This window comes from Apilactobacillus kunkeei DSM 12361 = ATCC 700308 (assembly GCF_001281265.1).
Taxonomy (GTDB): Bacteria; Bacillota; Bacilli; order Lactobacillales; family Lactobacillaceae; genus Apilactobacillus; species Apilactobacillus kunkeei.
Genome location: NZ_JXDB01000009.1, coordinates 162,681 through 175,508 on the forward strand (window position 1 = coordinate 162,681; position 12,828 = coordinate 175,508).

A 12,828-nucleotide genomic window follows, 5' to 3' on the forward strand; every position below is an offset into this window, starting at 1 on the left:
TCAAAAAATTTATCCTTGAAAAATTTTATAATGTATATATAATTAAAAATAAATTATAATATATTAGGTTTTGATGAGATAAGTACATAACGGATGATTGCAAAGAGAGTTCTTGGTTGGTGGAAATGAACGTTTCAAAGTTATCGAAAATGGTCTTTGAACCTTCGGGTGTGAATGATTTAGCTCCCGACATTTGTGTATGTTACAACACGAAGGAATCAACAGGTTCCGGATAAGATAGTTAATGATATTAATGTATCATTTTAGCTATAAACTAAGGTGGTACCGCGAAGCATTCGCCCTTTTTATAGGGACGGATGCTTTTTTTATTTCTAAGGAGGTTTATTTATGAGTTCTCATCAGTTTTCAAAAAATTTAAAAGCCAGGAACCTTATCACCATGTCACTTGGTGGTGTGATTGGGACTGGTATATTCATGAGTACCGGATACTCAATCCAAACGGCTGGTCCAATTGGGACAATTCTAGCCTATGTGATTGGTTCAATTTTAGTATGTATGGTCATGGCGTGTCTGGGTGAATTATCAGTTCATGATCCTAACACGGGAGCATTTCATACATACGCAAGTAAATACATAAATCCCGGTGTCGGTTTTATCACTGCCTGGATGTATTGGTTGACGTGGACAATTGCACTTGGTTCGGAATTTATCGCTCTTTCGACCATTGGTCAACAATATTTCCCAAGTATTCCTGTTTGGGGATTCAGCCTTATCTTCACCGTGATTATTTTGTTGTTAAATATTATCAACATGAATCTATTTTCTTCCAGTGAATTCTGGATGTCATTGATTAAGGTACTAGCCCTTGCAGTTTTTCTTGGTCTAGGGGTTCTAATCATATTTAAAGTCATTCCAATTCATCACACTCATTTCAGACCATTTTTTGGTCAATTAACCGCCAACGGTATCTTTCCAAATGGTTTAATTCCAGTCATCTCAATTGTGTTATCTGCCAACTTTGCCTTTTCAGGTGCAGAAATGATAGCCGTCGGTGCTGGAGAAAGCCGAAATCCAGAGAAGACCGTACCGCAATCTATCAAACACACTCTGATAATCTTGGTAATCTTATTCATCGGTACCATCGTGGCATTGGGATCAATCTTGCCACAAAGTGATTCATCACTAGCTCAAAGCCCATTCGTTACCATCTTATCCAATATCAACATTCCATATGCATCAGACATAATGAATTTAATCCTATTTATAACTATTTTCTCTGGTGCTAACTCGGGTGTCTACGCTGCTTCTAGGATGCTTTGGTCACTTGCAGACAAGAATACCCTACCAAAGGGATTGGCAAAGTTATCCAAGAACGGGATTCCCGTTTATGGACTAATTTTAACCATCGCTGGTGGATTATTAGCCTTATTTTCAAGTATCTATGCCCCAAACACTGTTTATCTTGCATTAACCGCTATTTCAGCTTTTGCCGTAGTGTTTGTTTGGTTAGTAATTGGTTGGGCTCACTTTAACTTTAGACGTCAATTTATCAAAAATGGACACTCCACTAATGAATTAAAATACAAGGCGCCATTATTCCCACTGTTACCAATTTTAGTAATTGTTATCTGTTTACTTTCATTGGTCGGAATTGCGTTTGACCCTAACCAACGTATCGCTATCATCATTGGAGTGCCTTTTGCCATCATTTGCTACGTCTGGCACGCATTAGTATATAGAAAGAAGGATCATCATGAATAAAGTAACTAATTGGATTAATCAACAAGACCACATATTAATCGACAGCTCAATGTCGACTGGTTTGGAAGAACGTGGCTTAAAATTAAACTCAAACCTATGGACCGCCGCTGCCTTAGAATCACACGAAGACTTAATTGTCGACGTTCACAAGAAGTACTTTGACGCCGGTTCATCAATGACTACGACTAACACCTACCAGGCCAGTGTGCCTGGTTTAGTCAAAGCCGGCTACAGTGAAGATCAAGCCATCACATTAATTAAAAAGGCCGTCGAATTAGCTGACCAAGGCCGTAATGAATCAACTAACGTAAACTCCAAGTGGTTATTGGGTGGTGTCGGACCTTACGGTGCCTTTTTAGCCAACGGTTCCGAATACACAGGCGACTATTCATTGACCGATGAAGAATACATCACTTTTCACGAGGGGCGTATCCAGGCCATGATTGAAGCTGGCATCGATGTATTAATCTTGGAAACCTTCCCTAACATCAATGAATTAGAGGCAATTACCGAATATACTAATCAATTCGATATTCCGGTGATTGTATCGGCGTCATTGAGAGATGAATCCCACCTAGCCGATGGCAGCTCACTAATCGAAGTGGCATCATTTTTAGAATCACAAGAACACGTAATTGCTTATGGCTTGAACTGCACCAAACCACAGCTAGTGACTCCTGCATTAAAGGTGTTGAAACAAAGTCACCCTGCGCACAAACCATTCATTTCCTTTCCTAACTCCGGTGCGACCTACAATCCAGAAATTAAGGAATGGAATCATGATGATTTATCATTTGAAGAATTCGACAAACTAATAGCTCAATGGTTCGACTTAGATCTTAAGTTTGTCGGTGGCTGTTGTTGCATGACAGAAGCCCAAGAACAACACATCTACGACAAGTTTTTCAAGTAGTTTGAGCGGCTGATTTCTTTCAAATTTAGTTTTTCTCTACTATAATAAAGTCTAGTAAATTTAAGGAGACTAATTATGCGTAGTTTTGAAGGATTAAGACCAATCATCACTGAACACTTTTACATGGATTGGTTAACAGAATTTAAACTTCAATCAGTAATCGATTTTCAAAAGCAACAAGATGAAAAAGCCGACATCATGAGCACTTCCAACTTCATCAATGCCATCATGAATGACATCATGAGTCAAAAGGGATTACTATGGGGTGTCATGGATAAGGAGACCAAACATTTCGTCGGTGTCGCCGGTATCTCAAACCTACAAAGCGATGACCCAATTGTCAACGTAAATGTTTTAAACATTTCTACCGATGCAGAATTGGAATTAATTAGACGAATTATTCAATTCAAACATCAATACTGGCCAGATAAGAATTCTCAATTCAATATTTCACCATTAAATGATGAAATTAAAGCCGCAATTGACGCTTTATAGTTGATTTTATTTGCTTTCTGAACTTTTTAATTTTATTATTAAGATAGAATAGTTATAAAGTAATAATCAAAGGAGGTAGAGTGTTTGTCTAACGAAATGTACGAAAAAGCCTTAGAAACCTTACGAAACAATAATGTAAGAATTACACCTCAAAGACAGATTATCCTAAAGTATTTAATTAATCATGATAATCACCCTTCCGTAGACACTATCTACGAAGCTTTGAAGCAAGAATTTTCTAACCTAAGTATTGCAACCATTTACAACACGTTACAATTATTTGAAAAGTTAGATATTATCATTGCACTACCTGCTGAAGATGGTGGAATTAGATACGATTTCTTTGGTTCTCCTCACTTCCACGCTATTTGTGATAATTGTGGTGAAATCGAAGATATCGACTTCCCTAACTATAAGCAATTAAAACAAGAATTAGCCAAGGAAGCGATGGATCAAGCTGGTTTTCAAACCAACAAGATTCATATTGAAGTCTTTGGCCTTTGCAAAAATTGCCGAGAAGAATTAGCTAAAAAAAGATAATCAATAACAACAAAAAAAGAGTCACATTCGATTGAATGTGACTCTTTTTATTTACCCTTTAACCATGGTAGTAATTTTCGGGGACACGCACTAAATCACGCTTTACTAATTCTTCAGCGTTTTGAACAGTGTTCCAAGCGGCACCCTTTAACAAGTTATCCGCTACCACCCACATGTTAAAGCATCCAGGATTTTCTTGGTCTGCACGAATGCGACCAACGAAAGTTGAACGCTTGCCTTCTGCGGTAATTGGTTGTGGATATACTTGATGATCTGGATCGTCTTGTAGAACTGCACCATCGAACTGATCGATAACGCGTTGAATATCTTCCTTAGTAGCTGACTTGTCTTCTACTTCGAAGTATACGGATTCACCGTGAGAAATGGCAACCGGTACACGAACACAGGTAGCATTGACCTTAATATCAGTAGCATCCATGTCGTTTAACATGATCTTCTTAGTTTCGTGAACCATCTTCCATTCTTCATGAGTAGAACCGTCTTCTTCAAAGACGTCAATTTGTGGTAATAGGTTAAATGCTAAAGGATAGTGCTTCTTATCACCCTTAGTAGGTAAAATATCTGCGCTCATTTCCTTACCATCTAGGTAGTCTTGAGCTTGGCCGTAAAATTCATTTAATGCTGATTGTCCAGCACCTGAAGCGGCTTGGTAAGTGGATACAACGATTTGGTTTAAACCAAACTTTTCAAAGACAGGTTGTAAGGCAACCACCATTTGAATGGTTGAACAGTTAGGGTTGGCGATAATTCCACGATGGTTAGCTAATTGATCAACGTTTACTTCTGGAACAACTAGTGGGACGTCTGGGTCCATACGGTATGCACTGGTGTTATCGATACATACTGCACCGCGCTTTACAGCTTCTGGTAGGAACTTCTTGGAAGTACCACCACCAGCTGAAGCTAGCACAATGTCGACTCCTTCGAATGAATCTGGAGTAGTTTCTTCAACTTCGATTTCTTCACCCTTAAATTCAATCTTAGTTCCAGCTGAACGGCTTGAAGCAAGTAACTTCAAGTTCTTAACGGGGACGGTGGAGTCCTCTAGTTGTCTTACCATTCTCATACCTACTGCACCTGTTGCTCCTAAAATTGCTACGTTATACTCTCTCATTTTTACAAACCTCACTTTTTTATCTATTTTGAATAGACAACTGTCTTTCATTTGCATACACTTTATTATTAATATACTTTATTTTCCAGATTTGTCAATTCATTTTCCTAATAATTGAATAAATTTATTTAGTCGATCGAGACCGCCTGTTATTTTCTCTTCACTAGCGGCGAAGGAAATTCTGATGTAACCTTCCCCACTCTTACCAAACATGCGACCAGGAATTACCCCCAGGCCAACCTTTTCGGCTAGGTCTAAACCAAATTGATAATCATCTCTACCGTAACTATCATCGATTTTGATGAAACAATAGAATGTTGATGTTGGCATCACATATTCAACACCCATTTCATCTAACTTATCTAAGACTAGGTCACGACGTTTTTGATATATTGTCTTGGATTCATAAGCGTCTTCTTGACCATTTGTCATTGCTTCTAGTGCTGCGTCTTGCACATTGTCCGCGACACAGGTCACCATGTAGGCATTAATCATTTTTACTCGTTGCATAATTTCGCTTGGACCACATATGTATCCAAAACGCCATCCGGTCATCGCATGTGATTTTGATAAACCATTGATGTATAGTACTTGGTCTGGAATTTCGCGTGCCAATGAGTAATGGTCGTGATCAAAGGTTAATTCACCGTAAATTTCATCTGAAAGTACCCAGATTGGTGATTTTGCGATAACTCGTCCTAACTGTTTAACTTCGTCTGCGGTGTAAGAAACACCGGTTGGATTGCTAGGGTCGTTAATTACTAGCGCAACGACGCCTGGATGTTGTTTTAGGGCATCTTCTAGCAATGATGGTGTCAATTTAAAACCAGTATCACTAGTATCAACATCAATCACGTGACCACCCAAGATTTCAATGATTGGTTCGTACAAAGAAAAGATTGGGGTTGGAATGATAACCTCATCCCCTGGATTCACGATTGCTTGTAGTGCTGAATAAATTGATTGAGTCGCACCGTTGGTAACCACCACTTCTTCGGCATCATACTCTAGGTTCCAGCGGGTAGATAAGTAATTAGTAATCGCTTGTCTTAATTCGACCTTCCCAGCTTGGGCTGAGTAATGTGAGTCATTGTCGTTAATTCCTTGAATCGCAGCTTTCTTGATATGTTCAGGGGTATCTAAATCAGGTTCCCCTAGAGTTAACTTGATTAGGTCTGCGTTATTAGAAATCGTTTCATCGAAATGACGAATTCCGGATGGTGCGATTCCGTTCAAACGGTGGTTATACGTTCTCAAAAGCTGTGGATTGGTTCTTGGCATACAATCACTTCCTACAAAATATTTTCTAGACCATCGACTAAGCCATGTAGTTCAGGAAGTTTTTCTAATGCTACCCATACTCCTTGCATGAATGATTCACGATCAAAGGAATCTTGTCGAATGGTTAATGCTTCACCGGGGCCACCGAATAATACTTGTTCGTGGGCCACGTAACCTGGCAAGCGAACAGCATGAATTGGAACACCCTTGTAATACATTCCTCTAGCTGGTTCATCTTCTTGATTGATGTTGTCGCCTTGTTTGGTTTCACTCATCATGTCGACTGTGTGAATGGCAGTTCCTGATGGTGAGTCAGTCTTGTCTTCATGGTGCATTTCGATTACTTCTACGTCAGAGAAGTACTTAGCAGCTTGTTGAGCAAATTGCATTAATAGCACTGCTGATAAACCGAAGTTAGCGGCGATTAGACCGTTGACGTTTTCACCATCAGCTAGGCTGATTAGTTCGTGTTTTTGTTCTTCTGATAATCCACTGGTACCAACGATTGGTGAGATGTGGTGTTCAATTGCGTATTTCACATTATCAAAGACTACGTTTGGTTGAGTGAAATCAATCCAGACGTCGTAGTCACCTTCAATCGCATCTAAACGGTTAAAGACATGAACGTCGTCTGAAAGGTTGTATTCACTTGGGTTCACATCAGTTTTAGTTGTTAAAATTCCTGTGATGTCGTATCCTGGTTTATCCGCTAGTAAATGGACCACCTTTTGGCCCATTGATCCGGTTGCTCCTGCTAGAAAAATATTCATTAGTTTCTCATCTCCAAACTTAAGTCATGTAGTAATGCGTCTTCTGGTAGTTCCAAGTGACGCGCTAAGTTTCTGCGTTCTTCGTCATCCAATGGCAAGATTGGTAGACGGCATCCCCCAACCGCAAATCCTTGTGCATTTAACACGGCCTTAACTGGTGATGGTGATGGATACATGAATAATGCATTCATACGTGGGGTTAACCATCTTTGTAGTTCACCGGCATGACGGTAGTCACCGTTTTCTAGTGCTTCATACATTTCACGTATTTGAGAACCATAGATATGAGAAGCTACTGAAATGATTCCGTCAGCGCCGATGGCCTTGGCGAATAGTGCTTGAGCATCTTCACCACTGTAAACGTGGAAACCATCTTCTGTATGGTCAACCAAGTATTCTAGGTCTTCCATTGATGTACATTGCTTTACACCAATGATGTTTTGATGGTGTGATAGTTCAACCACGGTGTCGTTAGCCATGGTTACGCCGGTTCTGCCTGGAATATTGTAGATGTAAATTGGTAGTGTTGCTTGATTAGCAACCGAAGTAAAGTGAGCAATCATTGAACGTTGGTCGGGCTTGTTGTAGTAGGGAACAACTACTAACAAGGCATCGATACCAGCGATGGTTTGCACTTGGCGATTAAATTCGATGGTCGCTTTTGTGTTGTTACTACCAGTTCCGGCGATCACATAAGCGCTGTCGCCAACCATGTCAGCAAATCGGGTGTATAGTTCAATCTTTTCTTCAGTGGTAAGTGTTGGTGTTTCGCCTGTGGTTCCACCAATTACAAATCCACGACTGCCATTTTCTAGACAGTGTTGAGTGACTCTTTCTAATGCAGCGTAATCAATGTTGCCATTGTCATCAAACGGTGTGATGATTGCGGTCATAATATCAATATTTTGTATCATTTTAATCGTCTTCTCTCATTTCGAATTCTAAAAATGAACTAATTGCGTTAATTCCCTTTTCAATGCAGCTTTCGTCAGGATTGAATGTGTCAGTGTGAAGTGCTGAAGTGTTACCAACACCTAGCCAAAACATGGTTCCATCGAAGTGATGAAGAATGTAACCGAAGTCTTCTCCGGTCATTGCTGGCATTGTGACTGTGAAATCCACATCTGGATTTGCTTGCATAAAGTTCATAAAACGGTCGGTCAACTTTTGGTTATTGTTGACTGGGTAGTAACCACCTTGGTTGATATCAACCTTAACTTGGCAGTTGAACCCAACCTCAATTCCCTTGCATATTTCAATAATTCTGGTCTTAACGGTTTGAATCATTTCTTGGTTCAAACCACGAATGGTTCCTTTAATATCTACCCTACCGGCAATTACGTTTCTGATTGTTCCACCGTTGATTTGACCAAAGGTTAATACTGCCCCTTGGATTGGATCAACGTTTCTTGAAACGATGGTTTGTAATTGGGTAATTAGCATTGCTGAAGCTACCACCATATCTTTTGCTTGGTGTGGATATGCAGCGTGGCCGCTCTTACCAATTAGGGTAATGTCGACTTCACTGGTTCCGGCAAACAAGGTTGGATAACAGCAGCCAATGGTTCCGGCTGGTAGTTCTGGCGTGTCGTGTAGTCCGTAGAATTCATCGACATGCCATTCACCTGAAAATAGGTTACTGTCGACTGCTACCTTGGCGCCACTTTCACTTTCTTCGGCTGGTTGGAAGAAGAAAATTAAGTCGTCGACTGGTTGGTGTTGAGCAAAGTGTTCCAACAATCCGATTGCAACTGTCATGTGGATATCGTGTCCACAGGCGTGCATCACCGATTCGTGCTTTGATGAAAACTCTAACCCCGTCTTTTCACTAACTGGTAAAGCATCCATATCACAACGGTAACCAATGGTTTTAGTCGAGTTACTTCCTTTAATCTTTACTAAAATCGCAGTTGGTAATTGTTCAGGAGTAAAAACTTCCATATTATCTGTAGCAAATCCGTTGATTAATTCTAATAGGTATTGATGGGTTTGAATTTCGTGCATCGCTAATTCCGGAATCTGATGCAAGTGGCGTCTCACCGCAATTAAATCTAAGGTCATATCATCACAACTTTCTTAGTGCGTCTTCTAATTGAGTCTTTCCCTTTGTTTGATCGTCAATATCTTTAATTTTTCGTGCTGGGTTTCCGGCAACTAATGTGTTCGGTTCAACATCATGTAAAACAATTGATCCGGCTGCAACAACGGCACCTTCACCAACGTGAACTCCTTCGATTACAACGGCGTTAGCACCGATTAATACGTTGTCGTCAATGCGAACTGGAGTAGCTGAAGCTGGTTCGATTACTCCAGCTAGGACTGCACCGGCACCAATGTGACTGTGCTTTCCAACGATGGCACGTCCACCCATGACAACTCCCATATCAATCATGGTGTCTTCACCGATTTCACAACCAATGTTGATAACGGCACCCATCATGATAACGGCACGGTCACCAATTTTGACTTGATCTCTGATAGTGGCACCCGGTTCAATACGAGCATTAACGTTTTTGATGTCTAATAATGGTACAGCTGAGTTTCTTGCATCGTTTTCCAATTCATATTCAGTTACTAAGTCTGACTTCAAGATTGGTTCGATGTCTTTCCAATCACCAAAGACGGTGGCGCTTTGATCATTTCCGAATACCTTTACTGATTGTGGAAAATCAATTTGTACAATTCTTCCATTAATATATGCCTTAACTGGTGTCTTCTTTTCTGCGTTTTGAATGTAGCTAATGATTTCTTGTGCGTTTAGTTCTGCCATAATAATTAATCTCCTAATTCTAAGTTATTATCTAGTTCGTATAAGTTTTCAAATGATTGACGCTTTGTGACTAATTGTGACTTGCCCTTTTCAACAAAGACAATTGCTGGCTTTAGGTTCAAGTTGTAGTTGGAAGCCATGGAGTATCCGTAAGCACCGGTATCTAAGACGGCGACAACGTCTCCTGCGTTTAGACTAGGAACGGATGCGTTCTTGATTAAGACGTCTCCTGATTCACAGTACTTACCAACTAAGCGAACCTCTTCAACGGGTTGTGCGCGGGGATTATTTGCTGAAACAACTTCGTATTCAGCGTCATATAACATTGGTCTGATGTTATCCCCCATTCCACCGTCGACTGCAACGTATGGCTTGATGCCGTCGACTCTCTTTTGTGATCCAACGGTGTAAAGTGTTAGACCGGCTGACCCGACAATGCTTCGACCTGGTTCAATCCAGATAGCTGGAATTTGTAGGTTGTATTGACTGGCTTGTTCCTTGATGGTGTTGATGATACTTTCAACAAACTTTTCAGGAGCTAGGTAGCCGTCGGTTGAAACATATTGAATTCCAAATCCGCCACCCAAGTCCAAGACTTCGGTAGTGAAATCGTATTCGGTGTTAAACTTGTTAGCTAGTTGCATCATCTTAACGGCTAACGCATTGAAACCATCTGGTGATGAAATTTGTGAACCGATGTGAGCATGAAAACCTAATACGTGAAGTCGTGGGTTCTTATGTAGTAGTTCAAACCCTTCTTCAACTTGGCCAGATGAAAGATCAAAACCGAACTTGCTATCAACCTGACCGGTTTGGATAAATTCATGAGTATGAGCTGTAATGCCTGGAGTAATTCTCATGATGACGTTGGTAGTTTCATCCAATTCTTCAACCACTTGGTTGATTAGTTCAATTTCATGGAAGTTATCAACCATGATGACGCCAACGTGATTTTGAATCGCTAAACTTAATTCTTCTAAAGACTTGTTGTTCCCGTGGAAACTCATCTTTGCGGCTGGGAAACCGGCATGCAAAGCAACTGCAATTTCACCTCCGGAAACAACATCGATATGTCCGCCCTCTTGGTTCACCAATTGGTACATCGCTGTATTGGCAAACGCCTTGCTGGCGTACGAAATTTCGTATTCAATATCATTTTGTTCAAAAATCTTATTGAACTGATGAAATTGATTGCGAATAGCTGAAACGTTATAAACCATCAATGGTGTTCCAAATTGATGAGCAAGTTCAACCGCATCGCAACCATCTATCTGCAAATGTCCATCTGCATTAATGTCATTATCTGTAATTTGATTTGTCATAATAAACAGCCTTTCTAATCGAATGATCTTTAGGTCGTTTTAAACTCGACAGATTGAAAACAAAAAAGGTTCTTTTGGATGAGTGGGCACACTATCCAAAAGAACCTTTAAAATTTTTATTAATCAATTTCTAATTTTAGGATTCAATTGTCGAAAGCGCTCCACAAGACATATTTTCTTGTGACAGTCCGTGCATTCTTCACACACGTCCCAGAAAATGATTTCTGCAAAAAACCATTAACTTCGGCAAGTTCACCTTTCAATAAAGCTCATAGTCATTGCAGTGACTGACTTTATCTACTAATCTCGCTTGCGACCTCTTCGATTACTTTTAACTATATTCTAATAGTTAGATTACGTCAAGGAGTTTTTTTAAATAATTTTTTTAAAGTTTTTTATTACCATATAAGCGACTTAAAATTCGTTTATCTTTCAAAAATGATAACTTGTCTAATTGTTTTTTAATGTTAAAATACAAATCAATAATTTAAGATTGCGAGTTGATTTACATGTCCAAGTTAGTAAAATTTGGTGGAAGTTCACTAGCCAATAGTGAACAATACGCCAAGGTTATAAATATCATTTCAGAAGATGAGCAACGTAAAGTCGTTGTCGTTTCAGCTCCTGGAAAACGCTTTGATGATGATGTCAAAATCACAGATCTATTAATTCAATACGCAACCCAAGTAATCAACAATGATGACTATCAAGCTACCCTAGATGAGATCATTAGCCGTTACGCTGAAATTGCGAACGCTTACGAAGTTGATGAAGGTGAATTTTCCGGCATCAAGGACACATTCACAAAACTAGCAAAGAACAATTACAAAAACGACGAATACCTAATGGCTTCATTCAAGGCCAACGGTGAAAGAATGAACGCCAAGTTGATGGCAGCGGTATTAAACAGTCGTGGAATAAAGGCTCGTTTCGTCGATCCTAAAGAAGCTGGAATCGTTTTAGACGACGTTAATCCAAACGCAGCTAACCTCCTTGATGAGACCTATACCAATTTAGGAAACTTCGAATATTCTGACGATGAAAAATTAGTTTTCCCTGGTTTCTTTGGATACACAAAGGAAGGAAACATCGCTACATTCGCTCGTGGTGGTTCAGACATCACTGGTTCAATTGTCGCTACCGGTTTACATATTGATGTATACGAAAACTTCACCGACGTTAGTTCCATCTATGCGATTAACCCCCACCTAGTGGATAACCCATACCCAATTACTAAGATGAGTTATCGTGAAATGCGTGAATTGGCATACGCCGGTTTTTCAGTCTTTAACGATGAAGCAATCATCCCAGCCATCAAGGGTCACGTAACCATTAACGTTAAGAACACTAACCGTCCAAATGACAAAGGAACTCTGATTGTTCCAGAAGACGAGGTAAATCATTCACACGTCATCACCGGGATTTCTGCCGATGATCGTTTCTCAGCTTTATACCTTCACTCATACTTATTGAACAAGCAAATTGGTGGTACTTTAACCATCCTTTCAATTTTCAAGAAGTACGGCATTTCATATGAACACATGCCATCAGGTATTGATGACTTAACCATCATCTTTGATAGAAAACAAGCTTCCGATGACACAATTCATGCCCTATGCAAGGAAATTTCCAAAGCAATCCATCCCGACAAACTAGAATGGATTCACAACTATGCATTAATCATGGTCGTTGGTGAAAACATGGCCGTATCAGTTGGTTCAATCAGCCAAATCATCAGGCCATTAGCCGAAAAGAAAATTCCAATTAACATGATTAACCAAGGTGCTTCCAAGATTGCGATTATGATTGGAATCGACCAAGAATACACAGATGAGGCTGTTGTAAGCATCTACAATCAATTCTTCAAGGAGGATTAATAT

The 12,828-nt window shown here is 39.9% G+C and carries 12 protein-coding genes, 1 riboswitch and 1 other annotated feature; of the genes, 5 read left to right on the top strand and 7 right to left on the bottom strand.

Going from position 1 to position 12,828, the window contains the following annotated elements:
• The first annotated feature begins 61 nt into the window (after positions 1 to 61).
• Positions 62 to 307 (top strand) — a binding site (T-box leader).
• A 41-nt stretch (positions 308 to 348) separates the two neighbouring features.
• The 4 genes from RZ79_RS05550 (at position 349) to RZ79_RS05565 (ending at position 3,670) form a co-directional block, all read left to right on the top strand.
• Positions 349 to 1,722, top strand: coding sequence for an amino acid permease (locus RZ79_RS05550; RefSeq protein ID WP_054450462.1), 1,374 nt, complete (start codon positions 349 to 351; stop codon positions 1,720 to 1,722).
• Positions 1,715 to 2,635, top strand: coding sequence for a homocysteine S-methyltransferase (mmuM, locus tag RZ79_RS05555; protein ID WP_054450466.1), 921 nt, complete (start codon positions 1,715 to 1,717; stop codon positions 2,633 to 2,635). Before RZ79_RS05550 ends, mmuM begins: the two co-directional genes overlap by 8 nt.
• 75 nt (positions 2,636 to 2,710) lie before the next feature.
• Positions 2,711 to 3,130, top strand: a complete 420-nt coding sequence (locus RZ79_RS05560) for a hypothetical protein (protein WP_054450468.1) — start codon at positions 2,711 to 2,713, stop codon at positions 3,128 to 3,130.
• Between the two features lie 84 nt (positions 3,131 to 3,214).
• A complete protein-coding gene (locus tag RZ79_RS05565) occupies positions 3,215 to 3,670 on the top strand; it encodes a Fur family transcriptional regulator (protein ID WP_054450470.1) in 456 nt (151 codons plus the stop codon).
• A gap of 58 nt (positions 3,671 to 3,728) precedes the next feature.
• Here the strand turns inward: RZ79_RS05565 and RZ79_RS05570 are convergent, their stop codons facing one another.
• From RZ79_RS05570 to lysA, 7 genes are all read right to left on the bottom strand, one after another.
• Entirely contained in the window at positions 3,729 to 4,805 is a 1,077-nt protein-coding gene (locus RZ79_RS05570; protein WP_054450472.1) for an aspartate-semialdehyde dehydrogenase, read from the bottom strand.
• A 99-nt stretch (positions 4,806 to 4,904) separates the two neighbouring features.
• The gene (locus tag RZ79_RS05575) at positions 4,905 to 6,086 is read right to left on the bottom strand and encodes an aminotransferase class I/II-fold pyridoxal phosphate-dependent enzyme (protein ID WP_054450474.1); all 1,182 of its coding nucleotides are present in this window, start codon (positions 6,084 to 6,086) and stop codon (positions 4,905 to 4,907) included.
• Between the two features lie 11 nt (positions 6,087 to 6,097).
• Positions 6,098 to 6,856, bottom strand: coding sequence for a 4-hydroxy-tetrahydrodipicolinate reductase (gene dapB, locus RZ79_RS05580; RefSeq protein WP_054450476.1), 759 nt, complete (start codon positions 6,854 to 6,856; stop codon positions 6,098 to 6,100).
• Positions 6,856 to 7,776, bottom strand: coding sequence for a 4-hydroxy-tetrahydrodipicolinate synthase (gene dapA, locus RZ79_RS05585; RefSeq protein ID WP_054450478.1), 921 nt, complete (start codon positions 7,774 to 7,776; stop codon positions 6,856 to 6,858). Before dapA ends, dapB begins: the two co-directional genes overlap by 1 nt.
• Positions 7,772 to 8,917 (bottom strand): N-acetyldiaminopimelate deacetylase, encoded by a 1,146-nt coding sequence (locus RZ79_RS05590; protein ID WP_054450484.1) that lies wholly within the window; start codon positions 8,915 to 8,917, stop codon positions 7,772 to 7,774. The genes dapA and RZ79_RS05590 overlap by 5 nt, the downstream gene beginning before the upstream one ends.
• A gap of 4 nt (positions 8,918 to 8,921) precedes the next feature.
• Entirely contained in the window at positions 8,922 to 9,626 is a 705-nt protein-coding gene (gene dapD, locus RZ79_RS05595; protein ID WP_054450486.1) for a 2,3,4,5-tetrahydropyridine-2,6-dicarboxylate N-acetyltransferase, read from the bottom strand.
• Between the two features lie 5 nt (positions 9,627 to 9,631).
• Positions 9,632 to 10,948, bottom strand: coding sequence for a diaminopimelate decarboxylase (gene lysA / locus RZ79_RS05600; protein ID WP_054450487.1), 1,317 nt, complete (start codon positions 10,946 to 10,948; stop codon positions 9,632 to 9,634).
• 145 nt (positions 10,949 to 11,093) lie between these two features.
• Positions 11,094 to 11,278: riboswitch (Lysine riboswitch) on the bottom strand.
• 179 nt (positions 11,279 to 11,457) lie between these two features.
• Between lysA and RZ79_RS05605 the strand changes: the two genes are divergently transcribed.
• Complete coding sequence (locus tag RZ79_RS05605) at positions 11,458 to 12,825, top strand: aspartate kinase (protein ID WP_054450488.1); 1,368 nt, start codon at positions 11,458 to 11,460, stop codon at positions 12,823 to 12,825.
• Positions 12,826 to 12,828 lie beyond the last annotated feature (3 nt).

Excerpts from the sequence above, each read along its gene's own strand:
- RZ79_RS05550 (WP_054450462.1), top strand. The coding sequence starts at position 349 with ATGAGTTCTCATCAGTTTTCAAAAAATTTAAAAGCCAGGAACCTTATC.
- mmuM (WP_054450466.1), top strand. The coding sequence starts at position 1,715 with ATGAATAAAGTAACTAATTGGATTAATCAACAAGACCACATATTAATC.
- RZ79_RS05560 (WP_054450468.1), top strand. The coding sequence starts at position 2,711 with ATGCGTAGTTTTGAAGGATTAAGACCAATCATCACTGAACACTTTTAC.
- RZ79_RS05570 (WP_054450472.1), bottom strand. The coding sequence starts at position 4,805 with ATGAGAGAGTATAACGTAGCAATTTTAGGAGCAACAGGTGCAGTAGGT.
- RZ79_RS05575 (WP_054450474.1), bottom strand. The coding sequence starts at position 6,086 with ATGCCAAGAACCAATCCACAGCTTTTGAGAACGTATAACCACCGTTTG.
- dapB (WP_054450476.1), bottom strand. The coding sequence starts at position 6,856 with ATGAATATTTTTCTAGCAGGAGCAACCGGATCAATGGGCCAAAAGGTG.
- RZ79_RS05590 (WP_054450484.1), bottom strand. The coding sequence starts at position 8,917 with ATGACCTTAGATTTAATTGCGGTGAGACGCCACTTGCATCAGATTCCG.
- dapD (WP_054450486.1), bottom strand. The coding sequence starts at position 9,626 with ATGGCAGAACTAAACGCACAAGAAATCATTAGCTACATTCAAAACGCA.
- lysA (WP_054450487.1), bottom strand. The coding sequence starts at position 10,948 with ATGACAAATCAAATTACAGATAATGACATTAATGCAGATGGACATTTG.
- RZ79_RS05605 (WP_054450488.1), top strand. The coding sequence starts at position 11,458 with ATGTCCAAGTTAGTAAAATTTGGTGGAAGTTCACTAGCCAATAGTGAA.